The organism is Paenibacillus amylolyticus, from assembly GCF_001570725.1.
GTDB classification, from domain to species: Bacteria; Bacillota; Bacilli; order Paenibacillales; family Paenibacillaceae; genus Paenibacillus; species Paenibacillus amylolyticus_A.
Window position 1 is genome coordinate 102,518 of sequence record NZ_BCNV01000008.1, and the last position, 15,781, is coordinate 118,298.

The window sequence follows — 15,781 nt, forward strand, 5'->3', positions numbered from 1 at the left end:
ATAAACATCGCCTTTCGTTCCCTATCTCCAACACAAAAAGACCCGCTTCACGCGCGAGTCCTCTTCTCTAACCCTATTCACTAATCTTACCTTAAGCGTTCTGCTCATTCTGTTGCTGTTGTGCACGCTGCATTTGCTTCAGACGGCCTTCCACTCTGGTAAACAGTCTAAACGTATAGAATCCTGTAGCAACCAGACTTAGAACCAACGCTCGTACATCTGTAAGCCAGAAACCGATAATGCCGAATATCGTAATAATCACACCGAACTGCATCATCAGATTGGCACTATATTTTTGCGCTTCGTCCCATAGCTCGGGATTACTCATTGCACGCGGGGTCCGGTAACCATATATTCCGTTAATCATTTTCGGTGGTTTTTTGAACACCATTAACCCCAGAATGAAATAGCACACTCCAATAATGATCCCAACTACTGCTCCTGTCAAAACGTTCTCCCCTTCACTATTGTCTTCCATGGACCTGCTTACACTGACACTCCGATGACAGAATAACCTTCCGATCACTGTTACCCCCAGATTTTTTTGATTCCCTATTGAAAGGGGAAAATCCGGGGATAAAGGTGAACGCTCGCTTCTTCATGTTATTTCTGTCCTCTCCGCTTTCGTGTAAATGTCTAGTAAGACTTATCTACATAAAAATATAAAAACGGCTCTACGTATATACGAAGAGCCGCCTGAATCGTTTCGTAAACTTAGATATTCTTCACACGAAGTACACGCATGGCGTTCAGGACAGCCAGCACCGTGACACCCACATCGGAGAATACCGCTTCCCACATGGTGGCAATACCGAACACACCCAGTAGCAGGAAAATCGCCTTAACACCTAGGGCAAACGCGATATTTTGCCACACGATCATTCGTGTACGCTTTGCAATGCGGATTGCGCTCGCCAGTTTCGACGGTTCATCGGTCATGATGACCACATCAGCCGCTTCAATGGCGGCATCTGAACCGAGTCCACCCATCGCTACGCCAACATCGGCGCGTGCCAGTACTGGTGTATCGTTGATACCATCACCGACAAACACCATTTTTTCCTTCGGAGACTTGGCAGCTTCCAGTTGCTCCAGACGTTCGACTTTGTCCTGTGGCAGCAATTCAGCATAGACCTCATCCACACCCAGCTCGCGTCCTACCGCTTCACCCACGGCTTTCGCATCGCCTGTCAGCATGACCGTTTTGCGGATTCCGAGCTTCTTCAGCGCCTGAATGGCAGCAGCTGCATCGTCCTTCACTTCATCGGCAATGATCAGATGACCAACATACGTGCCTGCTTCAGCAACGTGGACTATCGTTCCTGCCGTCTCTGGTGTGCTATACGATATACCCGCCTGCTCCATTAATTTAGCATTGCCTACCAGCACTTCCTGACCATCGACGCTCACTTTGATCCCGTGTCCGGCAACTTCATCATAGCCTTCCACACCTTGCGTAGGAATATCTTTGGCCCAAGCTGCACGAATGGATTCGGCAATCGGATGATTGGAATTCGCTTCGGCAGTGGCTGCCAGCTTCATCAATTCTTCTTCCGTGCGTCCGCCTACGGGACGAATGGCTGTTACTTTGAATACACCTTTGGTTAGTGTACCCGTTTTATCAAAAACAACGACTTTCACATCATTCAACGCTTCAAGGTAGTTACTGCCTTTGACGAGAATACCGTTACGTGAAGCCGCTCCGATGCCACCGAAGAATCCAAGTGGAATAGAAACGACCAGCGCACAAGGACATGAGATAACCAGGAAGACCAATGCACGATAAATCCAATCAGCAAATGTTGCACCACTAAGTATCAACGGCGGAACAAATGCAATCAAGGCTGCAAGGATAACAACAACCGGTGTGTAATAACGAGCGAATTTACTAATGAAATGTTCTGTTTTCGCTTTTCGGCTGCTCGCGTTCTGCACCAGTTCCAAAATCTTGGATACCGTTGATTCACCAAACGTTTTGGTTACTTCAATCGTCAACATGCCGTTCTTGTTCACAAATCCACTCAGTACATCACTTCCGGGCTCCAGCTCACGAGGTACCGATTCACCTGTCAGAGCAGAAGTGTCCACCATGGAACGCCCCATTCTTACGATACCGTCCAGCGGTACTCGCTCGCCTGCTTTAACCACTATTCGATCACCAATCTGTACTTCTTCCGGAGATACACGACGCGTCTCGCCACCCGAACCCGTCAGGATATTCGCGTAATCCGGGCGAATATCCATGAGCGCCTGAATCGATTTGCGTGACCGATTAACCGCCATGCCCTGAAACAGCTCCCCGAGCTGATAGAAGAGCATGACCGCTACCCCTTCCGGATACTCTCCAATGGCAAAAGCACCCAAGGTAGCGACCGACATCAGGAAGTATTCATCGAACACCTGACCGCGGATAATGTTTTTGGACGCCTGGAGCACGATATCTCCCCCGGCAATCAGATACGCGAGGGCATATAGAGTAAACTGAGCCCAGCCGTCCAGCGGCGACCAGATCGCGGCTGCGAGCAACACAGAACCAGCAGCAAGACGAGCGAGCAATACTTTCGTCTGTCCTGCACCATGTTCATGCGAATGACCTGCATGTGCATCATGATCATGGGTATGGCTGTGATCATGCCCAGCATGACTTCCGTGGTCGTGTGTATGATCATGTGCGTGACCATGTTGATGTTGGTCATGATTATGTGAGTGTTTGCCATGTGAATGGGAATGTCCATGATTATGTCCGGCATGATCATGACTGTGGTTATGCGCACCAGCTGCACTCCCTGTATGGGTGTGCACATGTCCGTTCACGGGTTTTCCTTTTTCTGAGATGCGAATATGCGGCTCCAGCCGAAGCACTTTGCGTTTCGTTTCTTCCACTACCTGCTCATCCATGTCGGAAGTGGTGTGTAGTGATAATGTTTTGGTAACAAAATTGACAGAGCATTCGTTAATGCCCTTAATTTTTTTGACGCCATTTTCAATCTTCAATGCGCAGTTCGCACAATCCAGTCCATCAAGCAGCAGTTCCCTTTTCACCTGTTCCTGTCCGGTTCCCATGTGAATTCTCCCCTTTGCAGTACGAAAACGATGTTATCATTGAATTACTTTCAATATATGAGCAATCATTCATATGTTTGGTTACCCCTATTATATGCACGCCTAAACATGAGTGTCAACAATCGTTGTTGATTTTTCATACAGATTATGCTAATAGTAATCATTTCGCTTTAGACGTTTTTTGGATATAATAGAGCTATAGTTGTTAACATAGGCGGTGATAGGAAATGGAACAACCGGTTAAAGCACCAAGCGAATGTGATGCGGCCTGCTCAGGTACTGAAGCCGACGTGCAGACGATTCGCACTTCACTCATAGATCGGGAGACCTCTTCCGAGATGGCGGATTGGTTCAAGGCATTCAGTGACCCCACACGTCTACGTATTATTGATGCGCTGTTACAGAAGGAATTATGTGTTCATGACCTGACGGTTCTGCTGGATATGGGTCAGTCGGCCATTTCACACCAGCTGCGTTCACTCCGCAACATGCGGATCGTCAAGCGGCGCAAGGAAGGCAAGACCGTGTACTACTCTCTGGATGATGCTCATATTGAGCAGATTTTCCTGCAAACGCTCCAGCATATTAAACACAGCTAGGCAGCAGCCAAGCATGTTCATGAAGAAGAACCCCGCCTCTCGGCTATACGCCGATGGGCGGGGGTTCTTCTTGGTAAGGGTACCGTTTTATACAGGATACATATAAAGTAACTACTCCTTCTGATTACCTATCCTTAGGAGCTTGTCACTCCGTTACAAAAGATTGTTCTTGTTCGGATCATACAGGCCGGATCTGTCCTTGAACCAGTTGAAGATATGCGATACACATACTTTCAGCACCGCGTATCCTGGAACAGCAAGCAGAATGCCCACAACTCCAAACAGATTACCCGAAGTCAGAATGACAAAGATAATCGTGATCGGATGAATCTTCAGCGTTTTACCCATGATCTGTGGCGAGATGAATTTACCTTCGATTAACTGCACGATTGTCCATACAGCAACCATTTTCAGTAGCATCACCGGTGAAGTAACGAGAGCCACGATCAACGCAGGGGTAATCGCAATTGCAGGTCCAAGATACGGAACAACACTCGTGAACGATGCAATGATTGCAAGAATCAGCGCGTAATCCAGACCAATGATCATATAACCGATGTAGAGCAGAATACCGATGCAGAAGCTGACGATAATCTGTCCACGAATGAATGAACTGATCTGGTGATTGATGTCTTCCAGCACATGCATTGCACCCGTACGGCTCTTAATCGGCAAGAAAGACAGGATTTTCGACGGCAGCTTCTTGCCGTCTTTCAGCAGATAGAACAGAATAAATGGAACTGTCACAATCGAGAGTACGATTTCAGTGAAAGCTCCAAGGAACCCACCCAATGTGCTCCAGGTTGAATCAAGAATTTCCGCGGCCTTCTGGGAAGCTGTTCTCCACAGGTCCTGCCAGTTCATGTTGAGTGTTTCCTGGACCTGACCGAACAGCTGACTACCCGTCAATTCCTCAAATTGCTGTCTTACGGTCTCACTGTACGTTGGGAAATTCGCGATAAGCCCCATAATCTGATTGCGAAGCACTGGAATGACTGCCAGCACGACGACGGTCAGAATGCCTCCTATTGCAAGATACAGAATCAGAATGGACCAGCCTCGCTTGATTTTCCACCTTTCCATCACATCCACAATCGGATTCAACAGGTAGTAGAGTATGCCTGACAGAATAATAGGTAGCACAATCGTCTTGATAAGTACTGCGAGCGGATGAAGAACAAAGGATACTTTGGTCAGAACCATCACGTTCAGTCCCACCAACAGCAAAATTAGCAGAAATAGGACAAACTTGTTGTTAAGAAAAAATCGCTTGAACCGCTCAGGCCAAACGCGGGGTTGCTCAGGTTGCTCCATAGGCGTGTCTTCCTCTCTCATGTAACCTTAATCACAATTAAACTATAAATCTAGATAAATGCCCCTTGCCTGTAAAAAATAAAGTACCTTGTACAAGCCAACATATGTATAACACTCTGGATTTATACGTATGGTGCTGTTTAACCGTTTCAAATTAAACCGGTAAAGTCATTTTACCCCAAAATGAGTCTTCTGCCCCACACCAACCATTTGCAAATTCTCCCTATTCAAAAACGGCTCGCCTCACTGGGAGACGAACCGTTAATTTGTAGCTATAGCTTACCATCAAGCCAGCTTTTACGCTGAAAATGAAGATTAAGCTTTTCCCGCCAATTGTGCGATTAACTCATAGGAATGCAGACGTGCCTTATGATCATAGATCATCGACGTAATAATCAGTTCATCTGCCTGTGTCTGCCGAATGAAGGATTCCAGCTGTCCACGTACCGTTTCTGGTGAACCGTTAACAGCTGCTTTCAGCGTCTGCTCAACGCCCGCCTTCTCGCGGTCCGTCCATTTGCCTTCCATCTCTGCCGGAGGCTGTACCAATCCCGTTGTGCCACGAATAATGTTCAGGAACTGCTGTTGCATCGTTGTACCCAGCCATGCTGCTTCTTCATCTGTATCCGCAACAACAGCGTTAACACCCACAATCACATGCGGCTCCTTCAAGCTATCAGATGGTTGGAAGTTGTTTCGATACGTTTCCAGTGCAATTCGGGTGTAATCGGGCGAGAAGTGGCTAGCAAAAGCAAACGGCAATCCCAGCTGACCTGCCAGACGTGCACTGAAATCACTGGACCCCAGCAGGTAGATTGGAATATTCAGTCCTTCACCCGGTACAGCTCGAACAGGCGCGTGATAAGATGTCGCCGAAGCATCAAAGTATGCTCTGAGCTCTGCCAACAGTTCCGGGAAATCTTCCCCGCTGTTCAGATCTTTGCGTAGCGCGAGCGATGTACGGCGGTCACTGCCGGGTGCACGACCCAGTCCCAGATCGATTCTGCTTGGATACAGGGACTCTAATGTACCGAACTGCTCAGCGATGACAAGCGGTGCATGGTTAGGCAACATGATGCCGCCTGAACCTAGGCGAATCGTCTTGGTTCCACCAGCCAGATATCCAATAACGACCGAAGTTGCGGAAGAGGCAATACCCGGCATATTGTGATGTTCAGCTACCCAGTAACGGTGATATCCCCACCGCTCTGCATGTTGGGCCAGATCCAAACTGTTGCGCAACGCATCAGCGGGTGTTGCACCCACAACGACGGGAGCCAGATCCAGGATGGAAAGCTTAACGTCATGAATATGTTCTTTATGGGATGGAGCCATATTTTCTGTAGTCATTATTGTTTAATCTCCTTGATGATTATATTTTTGTATATCCAGATATATAGATTTATTATACCGTAATTGGACACGATGTGATACTGAACTAGCCGTTTACATCCGGACGGAATCCTTGCCTGCATGTGCATCCTAGCTTCCGTTCCGGCATCCGGCTTATAACTCGTTCTGCACGTACTCAGCAAACTGACGGATTGTCTCTTCATTGCGCCGATAATAAGTCCATTGTCCTCTTCGCTCGGAGAGCAGCAACCCTGCTTTGAGCATGGTCAGCAGATAACTGGATATGACCGACTGAGCCAGCCCAGCCTTCATTTGAATCGTGCCGACACAGATTCCGTTCTTGCCACCATCCGGATGCTGAGATAGTTCAAGAGGTGGAAAGTGTTGCTCCGGGTTTTTGAGCCACAACAGGATTTGTCTACGTGTCTCGTTAGATAACGCTTTGAATATAAGTATAGGTTCCATGGGTACGATTATACCCCCTTTCATCCATTTTGCAAACACATGAACAAACAAACCGACTCGTGATCGAGTCGGTCTGGTATCATATGGAATCCTATAGAGATTCCACAACTATATTAGAATTTGGTCGTTACCGTCTGCTTAACCTGATCCAACATCGCTTGATATGCTGGTGCATCTAGGTAACCAATACTACCGAAGAGCAGATGATCTACGGCTTCAATGCCTACAAAGTTGAAGATACCTACGTCTGAGGTTACTTTCAACCCAGCAGTCATACCAATCTGATCGTAGATTTCACTTGGTGTACCATGTGTGTTGATGATGAGTCCTTTTTTGCCTGTCAGCAATTTCTCGATTCCCGCTTCACCCGCCGCATAAGCAAAACCATAAGCGAATACACGGTCAACATATCCTTTCAAAATGGCGGGAAGACCTGTCCACCAGATCGGATAGATGAATGTGATGGCTTCTGCATCCGTAACAAACTGTTGCTCTGTTGCAATATCCTGTGGTGTCTCTCCTGCACGCATGGAAGCTGTATCGGCTTCAGTCAGTACGGGTTGGAATCCAAGCTTGTACAAATCACGAACAACTACTTCGTGGCCTTGAGCTTCAAGAGCTTCTACAGCAGTATTGAGGATTGCGTTATTGAAGCTGTCTGTGTGTGGGTGAGCATATACGATAAGATGTTTCATAGTGTTAATCCCTCCAGGTTTGGTTTGAGTTAGATTGTGAAAATTGGTTTAAACTAATACGGTCCATATCCATAGATATCTATGGATGTGGACAAAAAAATATTTGGGCTCCTCTGCCTCCAGCGCATTCAAATCAGGAAGGGTTGCAGGCAGAAGAGTTCATTCACTATAATGTTCGGACAATGGTGGACAACAAGCTCTCCAATTGCTCCGACTGTTCATCGGACAGACCACTATAGATGAGGTCATTAATCTGTTCTGACACCTGATCGAATATCGGTTCGAGTTGCTTCCCCTGTTCGGTAAGGCGAATCATCGTCACTCGGCTATCTTCGGCACTCTTGCTGCGTTCAACATATCCAAGCTTCTCCAGCTTGTTGACCAGTACAGTTACTGTTGGTTGCGTACGTTGAACACGTTCTGCCAGCATCTTGATCGACAGTGTCTCTTCCCGGTACAAGAACATTAATACATCCCCATGTGAAGGTACAATGCCTGTCACTTCATGCTGTTCCAATTCGTGAACAATACGTTTGTTGACATGATCTCTGATTCTTGCAATTAATGCAATTGCGTTGTATTTTGGCATGACCTCATTATACATAGATATCTATGTATTTTCAAGTGCTTATTTTTTAATAAGAAAAACAGCCCTTTCCACCTGTAAAGCATGAGGAAAATATCGGGCTGTTTCGATCCTGCTTTAATGCTGTTCTATAATGTTAGATCTTAGATCATCATTTTTGGATTCATGTTGAATTCTTGTTGAATTCAGTTAATCCACTGAGTAATTCTTTCAATAGATTGTCGGGATTTCTCACGCGTGGGCTCCTCAGCACGATAACCGAAGGCTGCCATCACCGAGACGTCCCATGCGCCATTCTCCAGCAAGCCCTCTTCTTCCAACAGCCCATGGACATTCTCACGGCTGAAACCTTCAATCGGGCAGGAATCAATCTCGATCTGAGCTGCCGCCGTCATCATGTTACCGAGTGCAATGTACGTTTGTTTGGAAGCCCAGTCGAATAATGATCGTGGATTGTCCAGAATTCTCTGGTTATTTTGAAACTTTCCATAAGCCTCACTTGTTAACTTAAATACATCATCCGGCATTCCCTTTGTTTCCTTCAGCATGTACTCCGCATAGGGAGAATTATAACTAGCATCTGACCGGGCCAAAATAACAACAAAATGGCTTGCTGTCGCCAATTGCTTTTGAGCGCCGGAAGAGACTTCGGACAGACGTTTACGCAGGTCCGGATTTTGTACAATCAGAAACTTCCACGGTTCAAGACCAATGGAACTTGGAGATAATCTGCCTGTTTCCAATATAAATTGGAAATCCTCATCTGAGATTTTGCGAGTATCATCAAATACCTTTGTTGCATGCCGGAAATGATATGCCTTCAAAATGTCTTCCTTTTTCTTTGCCTGTGTTGTATCTTCCATGAAACTCCACGTCCTTTTTATATTTTTTATGTTGAAGCATCAGTCTCCAGTTTTGATTTGCTTAAGTATTAGTTTAGAATCTATATCCAAAAATGAAAAGTACGCACAATATTGTTTCTTAGTTTATAAAAGTAAGTATTGTATTCTGACAACATAAATAGCCACATTAGGAATCCCCTTCTGTGAATATCCACGAATGATATTAACACCAATCACTTGCAACGAGTATCCTATTATTCAGTTAACTTTTCTTGGTCCGTTATGAATTTTGATGACGTTATAAGGTCGCCTCGCCAGATGTAGAGGGCTAAGACGGGGTCTTCCCTCGATTCAGTTGTATGGATGACCCCACTTGGATGCAGAATAACAGACCCAGGTTCTCTTGGTAAAGGCTCTTCGCTACCTTTGGTCCATATTCCTGTACCACCAAGGGGGATGTATAATTCATTTGCAGGATGCACATGTGGTGGATAATACGTTTTTGGAGCTAATAAGGTAAGGCCCATAAGCAAGTGATCAGCCGTTCCCAGATCCTCCGGTCCGATAAATTGCGTAAAAGTTACTTGTGATTCTAGGTTAGGATACAGCGGATGTGGTGGATAACCAAAGGTCCAGTCAAGGAAAGGTGCCAAAGGTCTGATCGCTGCAATCAGGCTTGATTCGGCGCCTGTGTGACCAAGCTTTATAGCAGCATCCAGATATTTGGTGACAGTGGATTCTGATGGGCGAGGAAGTTTTCCAGAACTCGGCACCTCAGGCCACACCTGTAAAATCCTGCTTATCTCGTCGAGTACGTCGGAATCACTAGTGTCACAACATTCGAGACGTCTGTATAATTGGTTTAAGAATGCGTCGACAAGCCTGTTCAATTCTTCCATGGTAATATTCAACCTCCAAACACAACAACTCTAATTTTTTTCTGTCTGTTCCCCATGAATTCGGCAATAAAATAATCGTGAAGATATACTAATCACGCCTATAATTGTTCCATGAATTCTTCTTCCGAAATAACGGTGTATCCTTCTTGCCGAAGCAGTGCGGAGGTAACACCTTCACCTTGTACCTTGTGATTGGTAAAGTTTCCATCATAAATGGTTTTCGTACCACAGGACGGACTGAACTCTTTCAACACAACACAAGACACATTCAATTTTTTAGCCCATTCCAATGTCTGATAGGCTCCCTTGATATACAGCTCTGTGACGTCCTTGCCACTTTTCTCGATCACTTTCGCAGTACCTGCCAATACGTCTTTGCCCGTACCACCGATGATCTCAGCTGGTTCACGGGGTGTGGAGAATCCACCGAGCAACTCCGGACACACCATATTCGCCTGCTCCTGCTCCACAAGTTCCTGAATCTTCTCATCCAGGCTCGCTGTTCCATTGTAACGGCAGGCTACCCCCGCCAGACATGAACTCACCAAATATTTCATCGTTATCTCCTTATGCCCATTCCATCTATGAAGTAAATTGTAACATATAAGATCAAGCCCTATAGCTCACCTCTGGTAATCATCGTAATTTTTACATCTTCATTGTAACGAACCTGTATAACATCCTTCGTCGACTCTAGTTCAAATGTGGCCATTCCCGGATTGTCAACTTCCCTATGAAGACTGTATTCTTGGAGGTTAATGTTAAATACTTCTTTAATCATCGGCCCTACCTTGTCCCTAAGGAGGGATTCCTTCACATCATAAATCTTCTGATGGTAAGCCTCTACTTCATCCCAATTGCTAAAATCATTTCGATAAGAATTCTCCCCAATAATAGAGTAAACCTTATTATCTTCTGCTACTGTCATTTGAACTAAGTAATGATCATTGAAACTAAGATTAATTATATCTCTCCCAATTTCATCATCTTTGCTACGACTTACGCCCCTAAGTTTTAGAGATGTTTCACCGAATACTGCCTTAACAGCATCCTCGGCATCTGCCAATACTGAATGAGATACCTGATCAGGACTAAGATCACCTGAAATGGATACGGCTTGCTCCTGCTGCCATGCAATCTCTCCATAATTATTCTCATTCACTAATGTTAATGTCGTATGCGATATCGGCTCCAATTCCCCCTGCTTCATGCTTACATAACGTTGAACTGATACAGGTTTAAGTGTTGGAGTGCTGCCTATACTTTGCAAAAGCGATGGGACTTGGCGCAGATAACGGTGCTCCAGCTCGCTCGCCAGCATCTCACCTCTCATCTGTACTTCACGCAGATTGCCTGTTGCCGCATCAAGCCATATCTGCGCATACTCCTTCTCACTTTCTTTTCCAGCCTCTACATATATTCTGCCGGACACAGGCAAGTCTTCCACTTTCGTAATCTTCAGCTGTTTACCCAGATCGTCTCGCATAGTGACTGCAACATTCCTTTTCATCTTATCCGTTAGCAGATTCGTGCTTAGATCATCAGATAACTGTAACACTGCCGTCGGATAGACCTGCTCGATCACGGGCTTCACCAGCTGTCCATCATCCCAGATCCATAGAAGTAATCCAGCAGCAATAACCAACGTACCCGTACCAGCAACAAGAGGCCGTCTTTTAGAGCGACGCTTGTGTGACGCGTTGTTCACTTGCGGTCTAAACGGCCTGGATGGCCCAGAACTGCCTTCTGACCAATCTCCCTTGCTTCCCACTTCCGACTTCTTCATCCACTCCACCTGTTGAAGCACCTTTCGCTTGTGATCCTCTGTAAAAGGAGACGACGCAAACGGCCCCTTCCGGATTTCCTTTTCCCACTGCTTATCCTCGTGTGTCATTCGCTTCGCTCCTCCCATTGTTTCCGTACCTTATCCTTACCTCTCGATAGTCTGGATTTTACTGTGCCTAAGCTGATTTTCAACATCTCTGCAATCTCACTCGTCGTGAGCTCATACCTCAGATTCAGCAAAAGAATCTCCCGGAATTTCTTCGGCAACGCCAGAACAATATCCCAGATTTCATGGACATGCTCCTTGCGCATCACTTCCATCTCAGCCGAAGGATGTGCAGACTGAGATGGAACCATTACGCTCCGGCCCGAAAGCTCACGCTCTGTCTCAATGGGTAGTATCTCTCCCCATAAGCTGCTACGAAAGAATCTGGATTTTCGATATGTAAAAGTGGTGTTTCTAGTAATCGTCAGTAGCCACGTCTTCAGTGAGCACTCTCCCCGATACTGGGCAATCCCCGAGTACGCTCGGATGAACAAGTCATCTGCCTGTTCGGCACTTTTGGTCAGAAAATAAGCGTAATTCCACACGTCATTTCCGTAGTCATCCATCATGCTGCTAAGTGTGTAATTGTCGATCGTCTGAGCCTGTGCCAGAAATTGATAATCCAACTGTTGTTCACCTCACTTAATATGACTGAGTTTAATGTGGTTTAGTTCCCTATTTTGGACATTATTTCTTATTATTGTAGCAAAATAAAAAAAATAGCATGTTCAACATCGCTGAACACACTGATTTCTTCAAGCATTTACGTAGCTAGTAATCTCAATCAGAAAGCTTTTAGGCGAACGCTCCACTTCAACAGTTTCTTTCTGCCCTCTGGTCTAACGTATCATTTTCATCGTTATACTTTAACCGCAGCAATCATCAGAAACATCGGTCTCCGGTTCTCGTGTCTCATGCCTGGAACCTGTTCGATCATCTCCAGCGATGGTTTGGATTCAGCCACCTTTTGAATAGCAAACCCCGCCTTAATCAGTTCATTGAGATGTGTTGCCAGTGTGCGATGATATTTAACCACATCCTGATTCAGAAATTTCGCCACACGCTTCCCTTCATCTTGGTAATTATCCACGGGCCAGTGCAGGATTTCACCTTCAGGTCCGTAATGCCAATCCTGCGCAGCGCAAGCGGTGAAGATGGGATGTTCGGAAGATAGTACAAATGTGCCCCCTTCTACGAGACAATCATTGATCTTAGCGTACACCGTGTCTAACCGTTCAATATAATGCAAAGCAAGTGAACTAATCACAACGTCGAATTGTCCTGGTGCAAAATCAATATCTTCAATTGCCAGCTGCTTGTACTGGATCTGTGGATCGTCCGTCATTTCACGAGCACGCTGAAGCATATTTTCAGACAGATCTACACCGATCACTGAACTCGCTTGTTGCTCTCGCGCATACCGGCAGTGCCAACCAAAACCACATCCCAAATCCAACACACGCTTGTCCTTCAAATCAGGCAGTAAGGTCTGCAATTCATGCCACTCTCCCGCTGCATCCAACCCTTGAACAGAACGAGCCATCTTACTATAGTTTTGGAAAAACTCAGACTCATCGTATTTATTTTGTTTCATCAAGAGATTCCTCCCGTCATATAAATATCCACCTACTCTACCACATAAACGATATTTAAACGTAAAAGTTGCCAAGCGAAATCAAGCCGTGTTATCATACAGAACGAACGTTCAGTATTAATAAATACAGAATGAACATTCAGTTTACTAACGGAGGTCATTATGAATACGAATTGGACGCATCCATTGGAAGGGCAAACTGTAGGTAAAGCTTTTATGAGCTACCTCGTGCCTTCCGTATTGGGGATGCTGGTAGTTGCTTTTAATTTTATTATCGACGGCATTATGGTTGGACACAAACTGGGTTCTACCGCGATGGCCGGGATCGGCATTGCCTCACCTGTCTACACGCTTTTTGTTGCCATGTCGCTTTGGATTGGTATGGGCGGGGCAACCCTGTACTCCAACGCGATGGGTAGAAAAGATATCACATCAGCCAAACAAATTTTCACCAAATCCATTATGCTGATTATGCTAGTCACGATAGCCATTGGATATACTGCATTTACGTTCAAAGACAAGCTGGTATTCTCCCTCGGTGCTAATGCCGAGACCTTCCCGTTTGCTTCGGACTATATGAATATCATGTTGTTGTTCGGGTTTGTCTTCACCATTGAGAATGCGCTCTCTGTTTTTGTACGGAATGATGGGAATCCCAACACATCCATGTATGCTCAGATTACATTTGCTGTAGCCAATATCATCATCAATTATATAACACTTTATGTACTCGAATGGGGTGTACGCGGTGTTGCCCTAGGTACAATCGTGTCGGCATCTCTGGCGCTGCTTGTCCTGTTCACTCACTTTTTCAAAAAAACAAATAATCTCACGTTCACCCGATTCAAATGGAACAACAAACTGCTGGCTTCCTTGCTGCTCATTGGTTTCCCCAGCTTTCTGGCTGAACTCGGCATGTCGGTCTTCTCTGTCTCTCACAATATCTCCATGGACCGCATTGCGGGCACGGATGGCGTAGCATCCTTTACCGTGTTGAACTATATTCATGGTGTAGTACTGTTAGCATTCCTGGGTCTGGCATCTGCTGCTCAACCTCTGATCAGCTATTATCACGGTGCGAAACAGATGAACCGGGTACAACAAACGATACGTTTAGCCACCAAAACGGCTTTGGCATGTGGTCTACTGTTACTGCTTGTTGTTCAAATTGGTGCACCCTATTTCGTGCAAATCTTTGGAAACTTCAGTACCGGCGTAACAGATAATGCCGTCTACGGATTACGGATATTTACATTTGCCTATGTATTTATGGGTGTTAACTTTGTCATGAGCACCTATTTCCAATCTGTAGGTAATGCCAAAATGGCCATTTGGATTACAGCTGCGCGTGAAATGATCATCATGATTGCGTTGATTGCAATCCTCCCTTCATTCTTTGGTGTCACGGGTGTATGGCTTGCCGTACCACTGTCCGAAATGCTGGTTCTCGCAACCATAGCCGTATACTATAGAAAACGATCCCTTACGGATCGAATAAACGCGTTGCAGTCTGAATAACGCTCACAGATACCAACGGCAACAGATAGCAAATAAATGGAACGTAGATGGAATGTAGGTAGCCCTCAGCCCTCATAATTAATCTAACAAACAAATAAAACAAAGCCCTGCACGATCAATATAGATCGGTCAGGGCTTTGTTTTATCCTAAATTAGATGTAATTAGATGCGTATATCAAAACGACCATTGCTGTCTATTGTTGCGTTCGCAATTTCCTTAGGGGTAGCTACGCCCATTCCATTGGATGTTGGTTGGGCAGGTGGCGCCTCCTTCGTAGCAGTTGTACCGGTTCCTTGAGAGCTTTGCTGTGCAATCTGTGCCTCAATCTGCTTGATCTGCTGTTCAAGCTGTTTGGTCTTAGTCTCCTTGGTCTTCTCATCGTCCTTGCTGGATTGCACTTTCTCCAATTGAGCCTCAAGCTTCGTCTTTTGTTTCTCCAAGCTACTTGAATTGTCCGTACTCGAAGATGTCGATATGTAAGATGTAGTGGCACTGGCTGCAGAAGATATATTCATTATGGTTCTCCTCCTCTTTACTTGGCTCCACTATACCCTAATCCAATGAGTTGTACGTTAAATTCAACTGAAAGGTTGCTGAACGAGCTAAGAATCAGAAGTTTATCGTATTGAAGTATGTATATCAGCATTACTCCATAGTCCAATTTTAATTCTAAGAGTCTTCAGATTAATGAAATATTGATGCTGTCTTATCTATATAGTTAGTTTAATTATCCGCAAAAAAAGACACACTCGATATCATCAAGTGTGTCTTCCTATTGCTTGGCGGCGTCCTACTCTCCCAGGACCCTGCGGTCCAAGTACCATCGGCGCTAGAGGGCTTAACGGTCGTGTTCGGGATGGGTACGTGTGGAACCCCTCCGCCATCGCCACCAAACGCGGTGCTTACATTTCAGAGATCGTTCTCTGAAAACTAGATTCGAAACGAAACACGCGAATGATAACTTGCATATTTGGATAAGCCCTCGACCGATTAGTACTGGTCAGCTCCATGCATTGCTGCA

General features: G+C 45.6%; 16 protein-coding genes and 1 rRNA gene. 2 read left to right on the forward strand and 15 right to left on the reverse strand.

Annotation, left to right across the window (positions count from 1 at the left end; genetic code table 11):
* Nucleotides 1-91: 91 nt before the first annotated feature.
* Nucleotides 92-448: an SdpI family protein gene (locus PAHA3_RS26435; RefSeq protein WP_062837654.1), complete on the reverse strand. Its 357-nt coding sequence runs from the start codon at nt 446-448 to the stop codon at nt 92-94.
* Nucleotides 449-714: 266 nt separating this feature from the next.
* Nucleotides 715-3,063 carry a heavy metal translocating P-type ATPase gene (locus PAHA3_RS26440; protein ID WP_062837655.1) on the reverse strand — a complete coding sequence of 783 codons (2,349 nt, stop codon included), beginning with the start codon at nt 3,061-3,063 and terminating at the stop codon, nt 715-717.
* 227 nt (nt 3,064-3,290) lie between these two features.
* Between PAHA3_RS26440 and PAHA3_RS26445 the strand changes: the two genes are divergently transcribed.
* Nucleotides 3,291-3,662: an ArsR/SmtB family transcription factor gene (locus PAHA3_RS26445; RefSeq protein ID WP_036614212.1), complete on the forward strand. Its 372-nt coding sequence runs from the start codon at nt 3,291-3,293 to the stop codon at nt 3,660-3,662.
* A 153-nt stretch (nt 3,663-3,815) separates the two neighbouring features.
* Here PAHA3_RS26445 and PAHA3_RS26450 read toward each other — a convergent pair whose 3' ends face one another.
* From PAHA3_RS26450 to PAHA3_RS26500, 11 genes are all read right to left on the reverse strand, one after another.
* On the reverse strand, nt 3,816-4,976 hold the full coding sequence (locus PAHA3_RS26450) for an AI-2E family transporter (RefSeq protein WP_062837656.1): 1,161 nt from the start codon (nt 4,974-4,976) through the stop codon (nt 3,816-3,818).
* 315 nt (nt 4,977-5,291) lie between these two features.
* On the reverse strand, nt 5,292-6,326 hold the full coding sequence (locus PAHA3_RS26455; RefSeq protein ID WP_153028316.1) for an LLM class flavin-dependent oxidoreductase: 1,035 nt from the start codon (nt 6,324-6,326) through the stop codon (nt 5,292-5,294).
* A 156-nt stretch (nt 6,327-6,482) separates the two neighbouring features.
* The gene (locus tag PAHA3_RS26460) at nt 6,483-6,794 is read right to left on the reverse strand and encodes an ArsR/SmtB family transcription factor (protein ID WP_062837657.1); all 312 of its coding nucleotides are present in this window, start codon (nt 6,792-6,794) and stop codon (nt 6,483-6,485) included.
* A gap of 113 nt (nt 6,795-6,907) precedes the next feature.
* The gene (locus tag PAHA3_RS26465; RefSeq protein ID WP_062837658.1) at nt 6,908-7,489 is read right to left on the reverse strand and encodes an NAD(P)H-dependent oxidoreductase; all 582 of its coding nucleotides are present in this window, start codon (nt 7,487-7,489) and stop codon (nt 6,908-6,910) included.
* A 166-nt stretch (nt 7,490-7,655) separates the two neighbouring features.
* Entirely contained in the window at nt 7,656-8,078 is a 423-nt protein-coding gene (locus PAHA3_RS26470; protein WP_062837659.1) for a MarR family winged helix-turn-helix transcriptional regulator, read from the reverse strand.
* 182 nt (nt 8,079-8,260) lie between these two features.
* Nucleotides 8,261-8,938 carry an NAD(P)H-dependent oxidoreductase gene (locus PAHA3_RS26475; RefSeq protein ID WP_062837660.1) on the reverse strand — a complete coding sequence of 226 codons (678 nt, stop codon included), beginning with the start codon at nt 8,936-8,938 and terminating at the stop codon, nt 8,261-8,263.
* A gap of 233 nt (nt 8,939-9,171) precedes the next feature.
* Nucleotides 9,172-9,690 (reverse strand): dimethylsulfonioproprionate lyase family protein, encoded by a 519-nt coding sequence (locus PAHA3_RS26480; RefSeq protein WP_167350954.1) that lies wholly within the window; start codon nt 9,688-9,690, stop codon nt 9,172-9,174.
* A 224-nt stretch (nt 9,691-9,914) separates the two neighbouring features.
* On the reverse strand, nt 9,915-10,373 hold the full coding sequence (locus PAHA3_RS26485) for a DUF523 domain-containing protein (RefSeq protein ID WP_062837662.1): 459 nt from the start codon (nt 10,371-10,373) through the stop codon (nt 9,915-9,917).
* Nucleotides 10,374-10,432: 59 nt separating this feature from the next.
* Nucleotides 10,433-11,710, reverse strand: coding sequence for a hypothetical protein (locus tag PAHA3_RS26490; RefSeq protein WP_062837663.1), 1,278 nt, complete (start codon nt 11,708-11,710; stop codon nt 10,433-10,435).
* Nucleotides 11,707-12,273: an RNA polymerase sigma factor gene (locus tag PAHA3_RS26495; RefSeq protein WP_062837664.1), complete on the reverse strand. Its 567-nt coding sequence runs from the start codon at nt 12,271-12,273 to the stop codon at nt 11,707-11,709. Before PAHA3_RS26495 ends, PAHA3_RS26490 begins: the two co-directional genes overlap by 4 nt.
* Before the next feature lie 233 nt (nt 12,274-12,506).
* A complete protein-coding gene (locus tag PAHA3_RS26500) occupies nt 12,507-13,241 on the reverse strand; it encodes a class I SAM-dependent methyltransferase (protein ID WP_062837665.1) in 735 nt (244 codons plus the stop codon).
* A 162-nt stretch (nt 13,242-13,403) separates the two neighbouring features.
* On the opposite strand from PAHA3_RS26500, the gene PAHA3_RS26505 reads away from it, so the two are divergent.
* The gene (locus PAHA3_RS26505) at nt 13,404-14,759 is read left to right on the forward strand and encodes an MATE family efflux transporter (protein WP_062837666.1); all 1,356 of its coding nucleotides are present in this window, start codon (nt 13,404-13,406) and stop codon (nt 14,757-14,759) included.
* 162 nt (nt 14,760-14,921) lie between these two features.
* On the opposite strand, the gene PAHA3_RS26510 is transcribed toward PAHA3_RS26505, so the two are convergent.
* Together PAHA3_RS26510 and rrf are read right to left on the reverse strand one after the other, a co-directional pair.
* Nucleotides 14,922-15,275 carry a FlxA-like family protein gene (locus PAHA3_RS26510; RefSeq protein WP_062837667.1) on the reverse strand — a complete coding sequence of 118 codons (354 nt, stop codon included), beginning with the start codon at nt 15,273-15,275 and terminating at the stop codon, nt 14,922-14,924.
* Between the two features lie 262 nt (nt 15,276-15,537).
* Nucleotides 15,538-15,654: ribosomal RNA gene (gene rrf, locus PAHA3_RS26515) — 5S ribosomal RNA — on the reverse strand.
* Nucleotides 15,655-15,781 lie beyond the last annotated feature (127 nt).

Excerpts from the sequence above, each read along its gene's own strand:
- PAHA3_RS26500 (WP_062837665.1), bottom strand. The coding sequence starts at position 13,241 with ATGAAACAAAATAAATACGATGAGTCTGAGTTTTTCCAAAACTATAGT.
- PAHA3_RS26440 (WP_062837655.1), bottom strand. The coding sequence starts at position 3,063 with ATGGGAACCGGACAGGAACAGGTGAAAAGGGAACTGCTGCTTGATGGA.
- PAHA3_RS26450 (WP_062837656.1), bottom strand. The coding sequence starts at position 4,976 with ATGGAGCAACCTGAGCAACCCCGCGTTTGGCCTGAGCGGTTCAAGCGA.
- PAHA3_RS26510 (WP_062837667.1), bottom strand. The coding sequence starts at position 15,275 with ATGAATATATCTTCTGCAGCCAGTGCCACTACATCTTACATATCGACA.
- PAHA3_RS26455 (WP_153028316.1), bottom strand. The coding sequence starts at position 6,326 with ATGACTACAGAAAATATGGCTCCATCCCATAAAGAACATATTCATGAC.
- PAHA3_RS26505 (WP_062837666.1), top strand. The coding sequence starts at position 13,404 with ATGAATACGAATTGGACGCATCCATTGGAAGGGCAAACTGTAGGTAAA.
- PAHA3_RS26470 (WP_062837659.1), bottom strand. The coding sequence starts at position 8,078 with ATGCCAAAATACAACGCAATTGCATTAATTGCAAGAATCAGAGATCAT.
- PAHA3_RS26460 (WP_062837657.1), bottom strand. The coding sequence starts at position 6,794 with ATGGAACCTATACTTATATTCAAAGCGTTATCTAACGAGACACGTAGA.
- PAHA3_RS26445 (WP_036614212.1), top strand. The coding sequence starts at position 3,291 with ATGGAACAACCGGTTAAAGCACCAAGCGAATGTGATGCGGCCTGCTCA.
- PAHA3_RS26475 (WP_062837660.1), bottom strand. The coding sequence starts at position 8,938 with ATGGAAGATACAACACAGGCAAAGAAAAAGGAAGACATTTTGAAGGCA.
- PAHA3_RS26465 (WP_062837658.1), bottom strand. The coding sequence starts at position 7,489 with ATGAAACATCTTATCGTATATGCTCACCCACACACAGACAGCTTCAAT.
- PAHA3_RS26490 (WP_062837663.1), bottom strand. The coding sequence starts at position 11,710 with ATGACACACGAGGATAAGCAGTGGGAAAAGGAAATCCGGAAGGGGCCG.
- PAHA3_RS26485 (WP_062837662.1), bottom strand. The coding sequence starts at position 10,373 with ATGAAATATTTGGTGAGTTCATGTCTGGCGGGGGTAGCCTGCCGTTAC.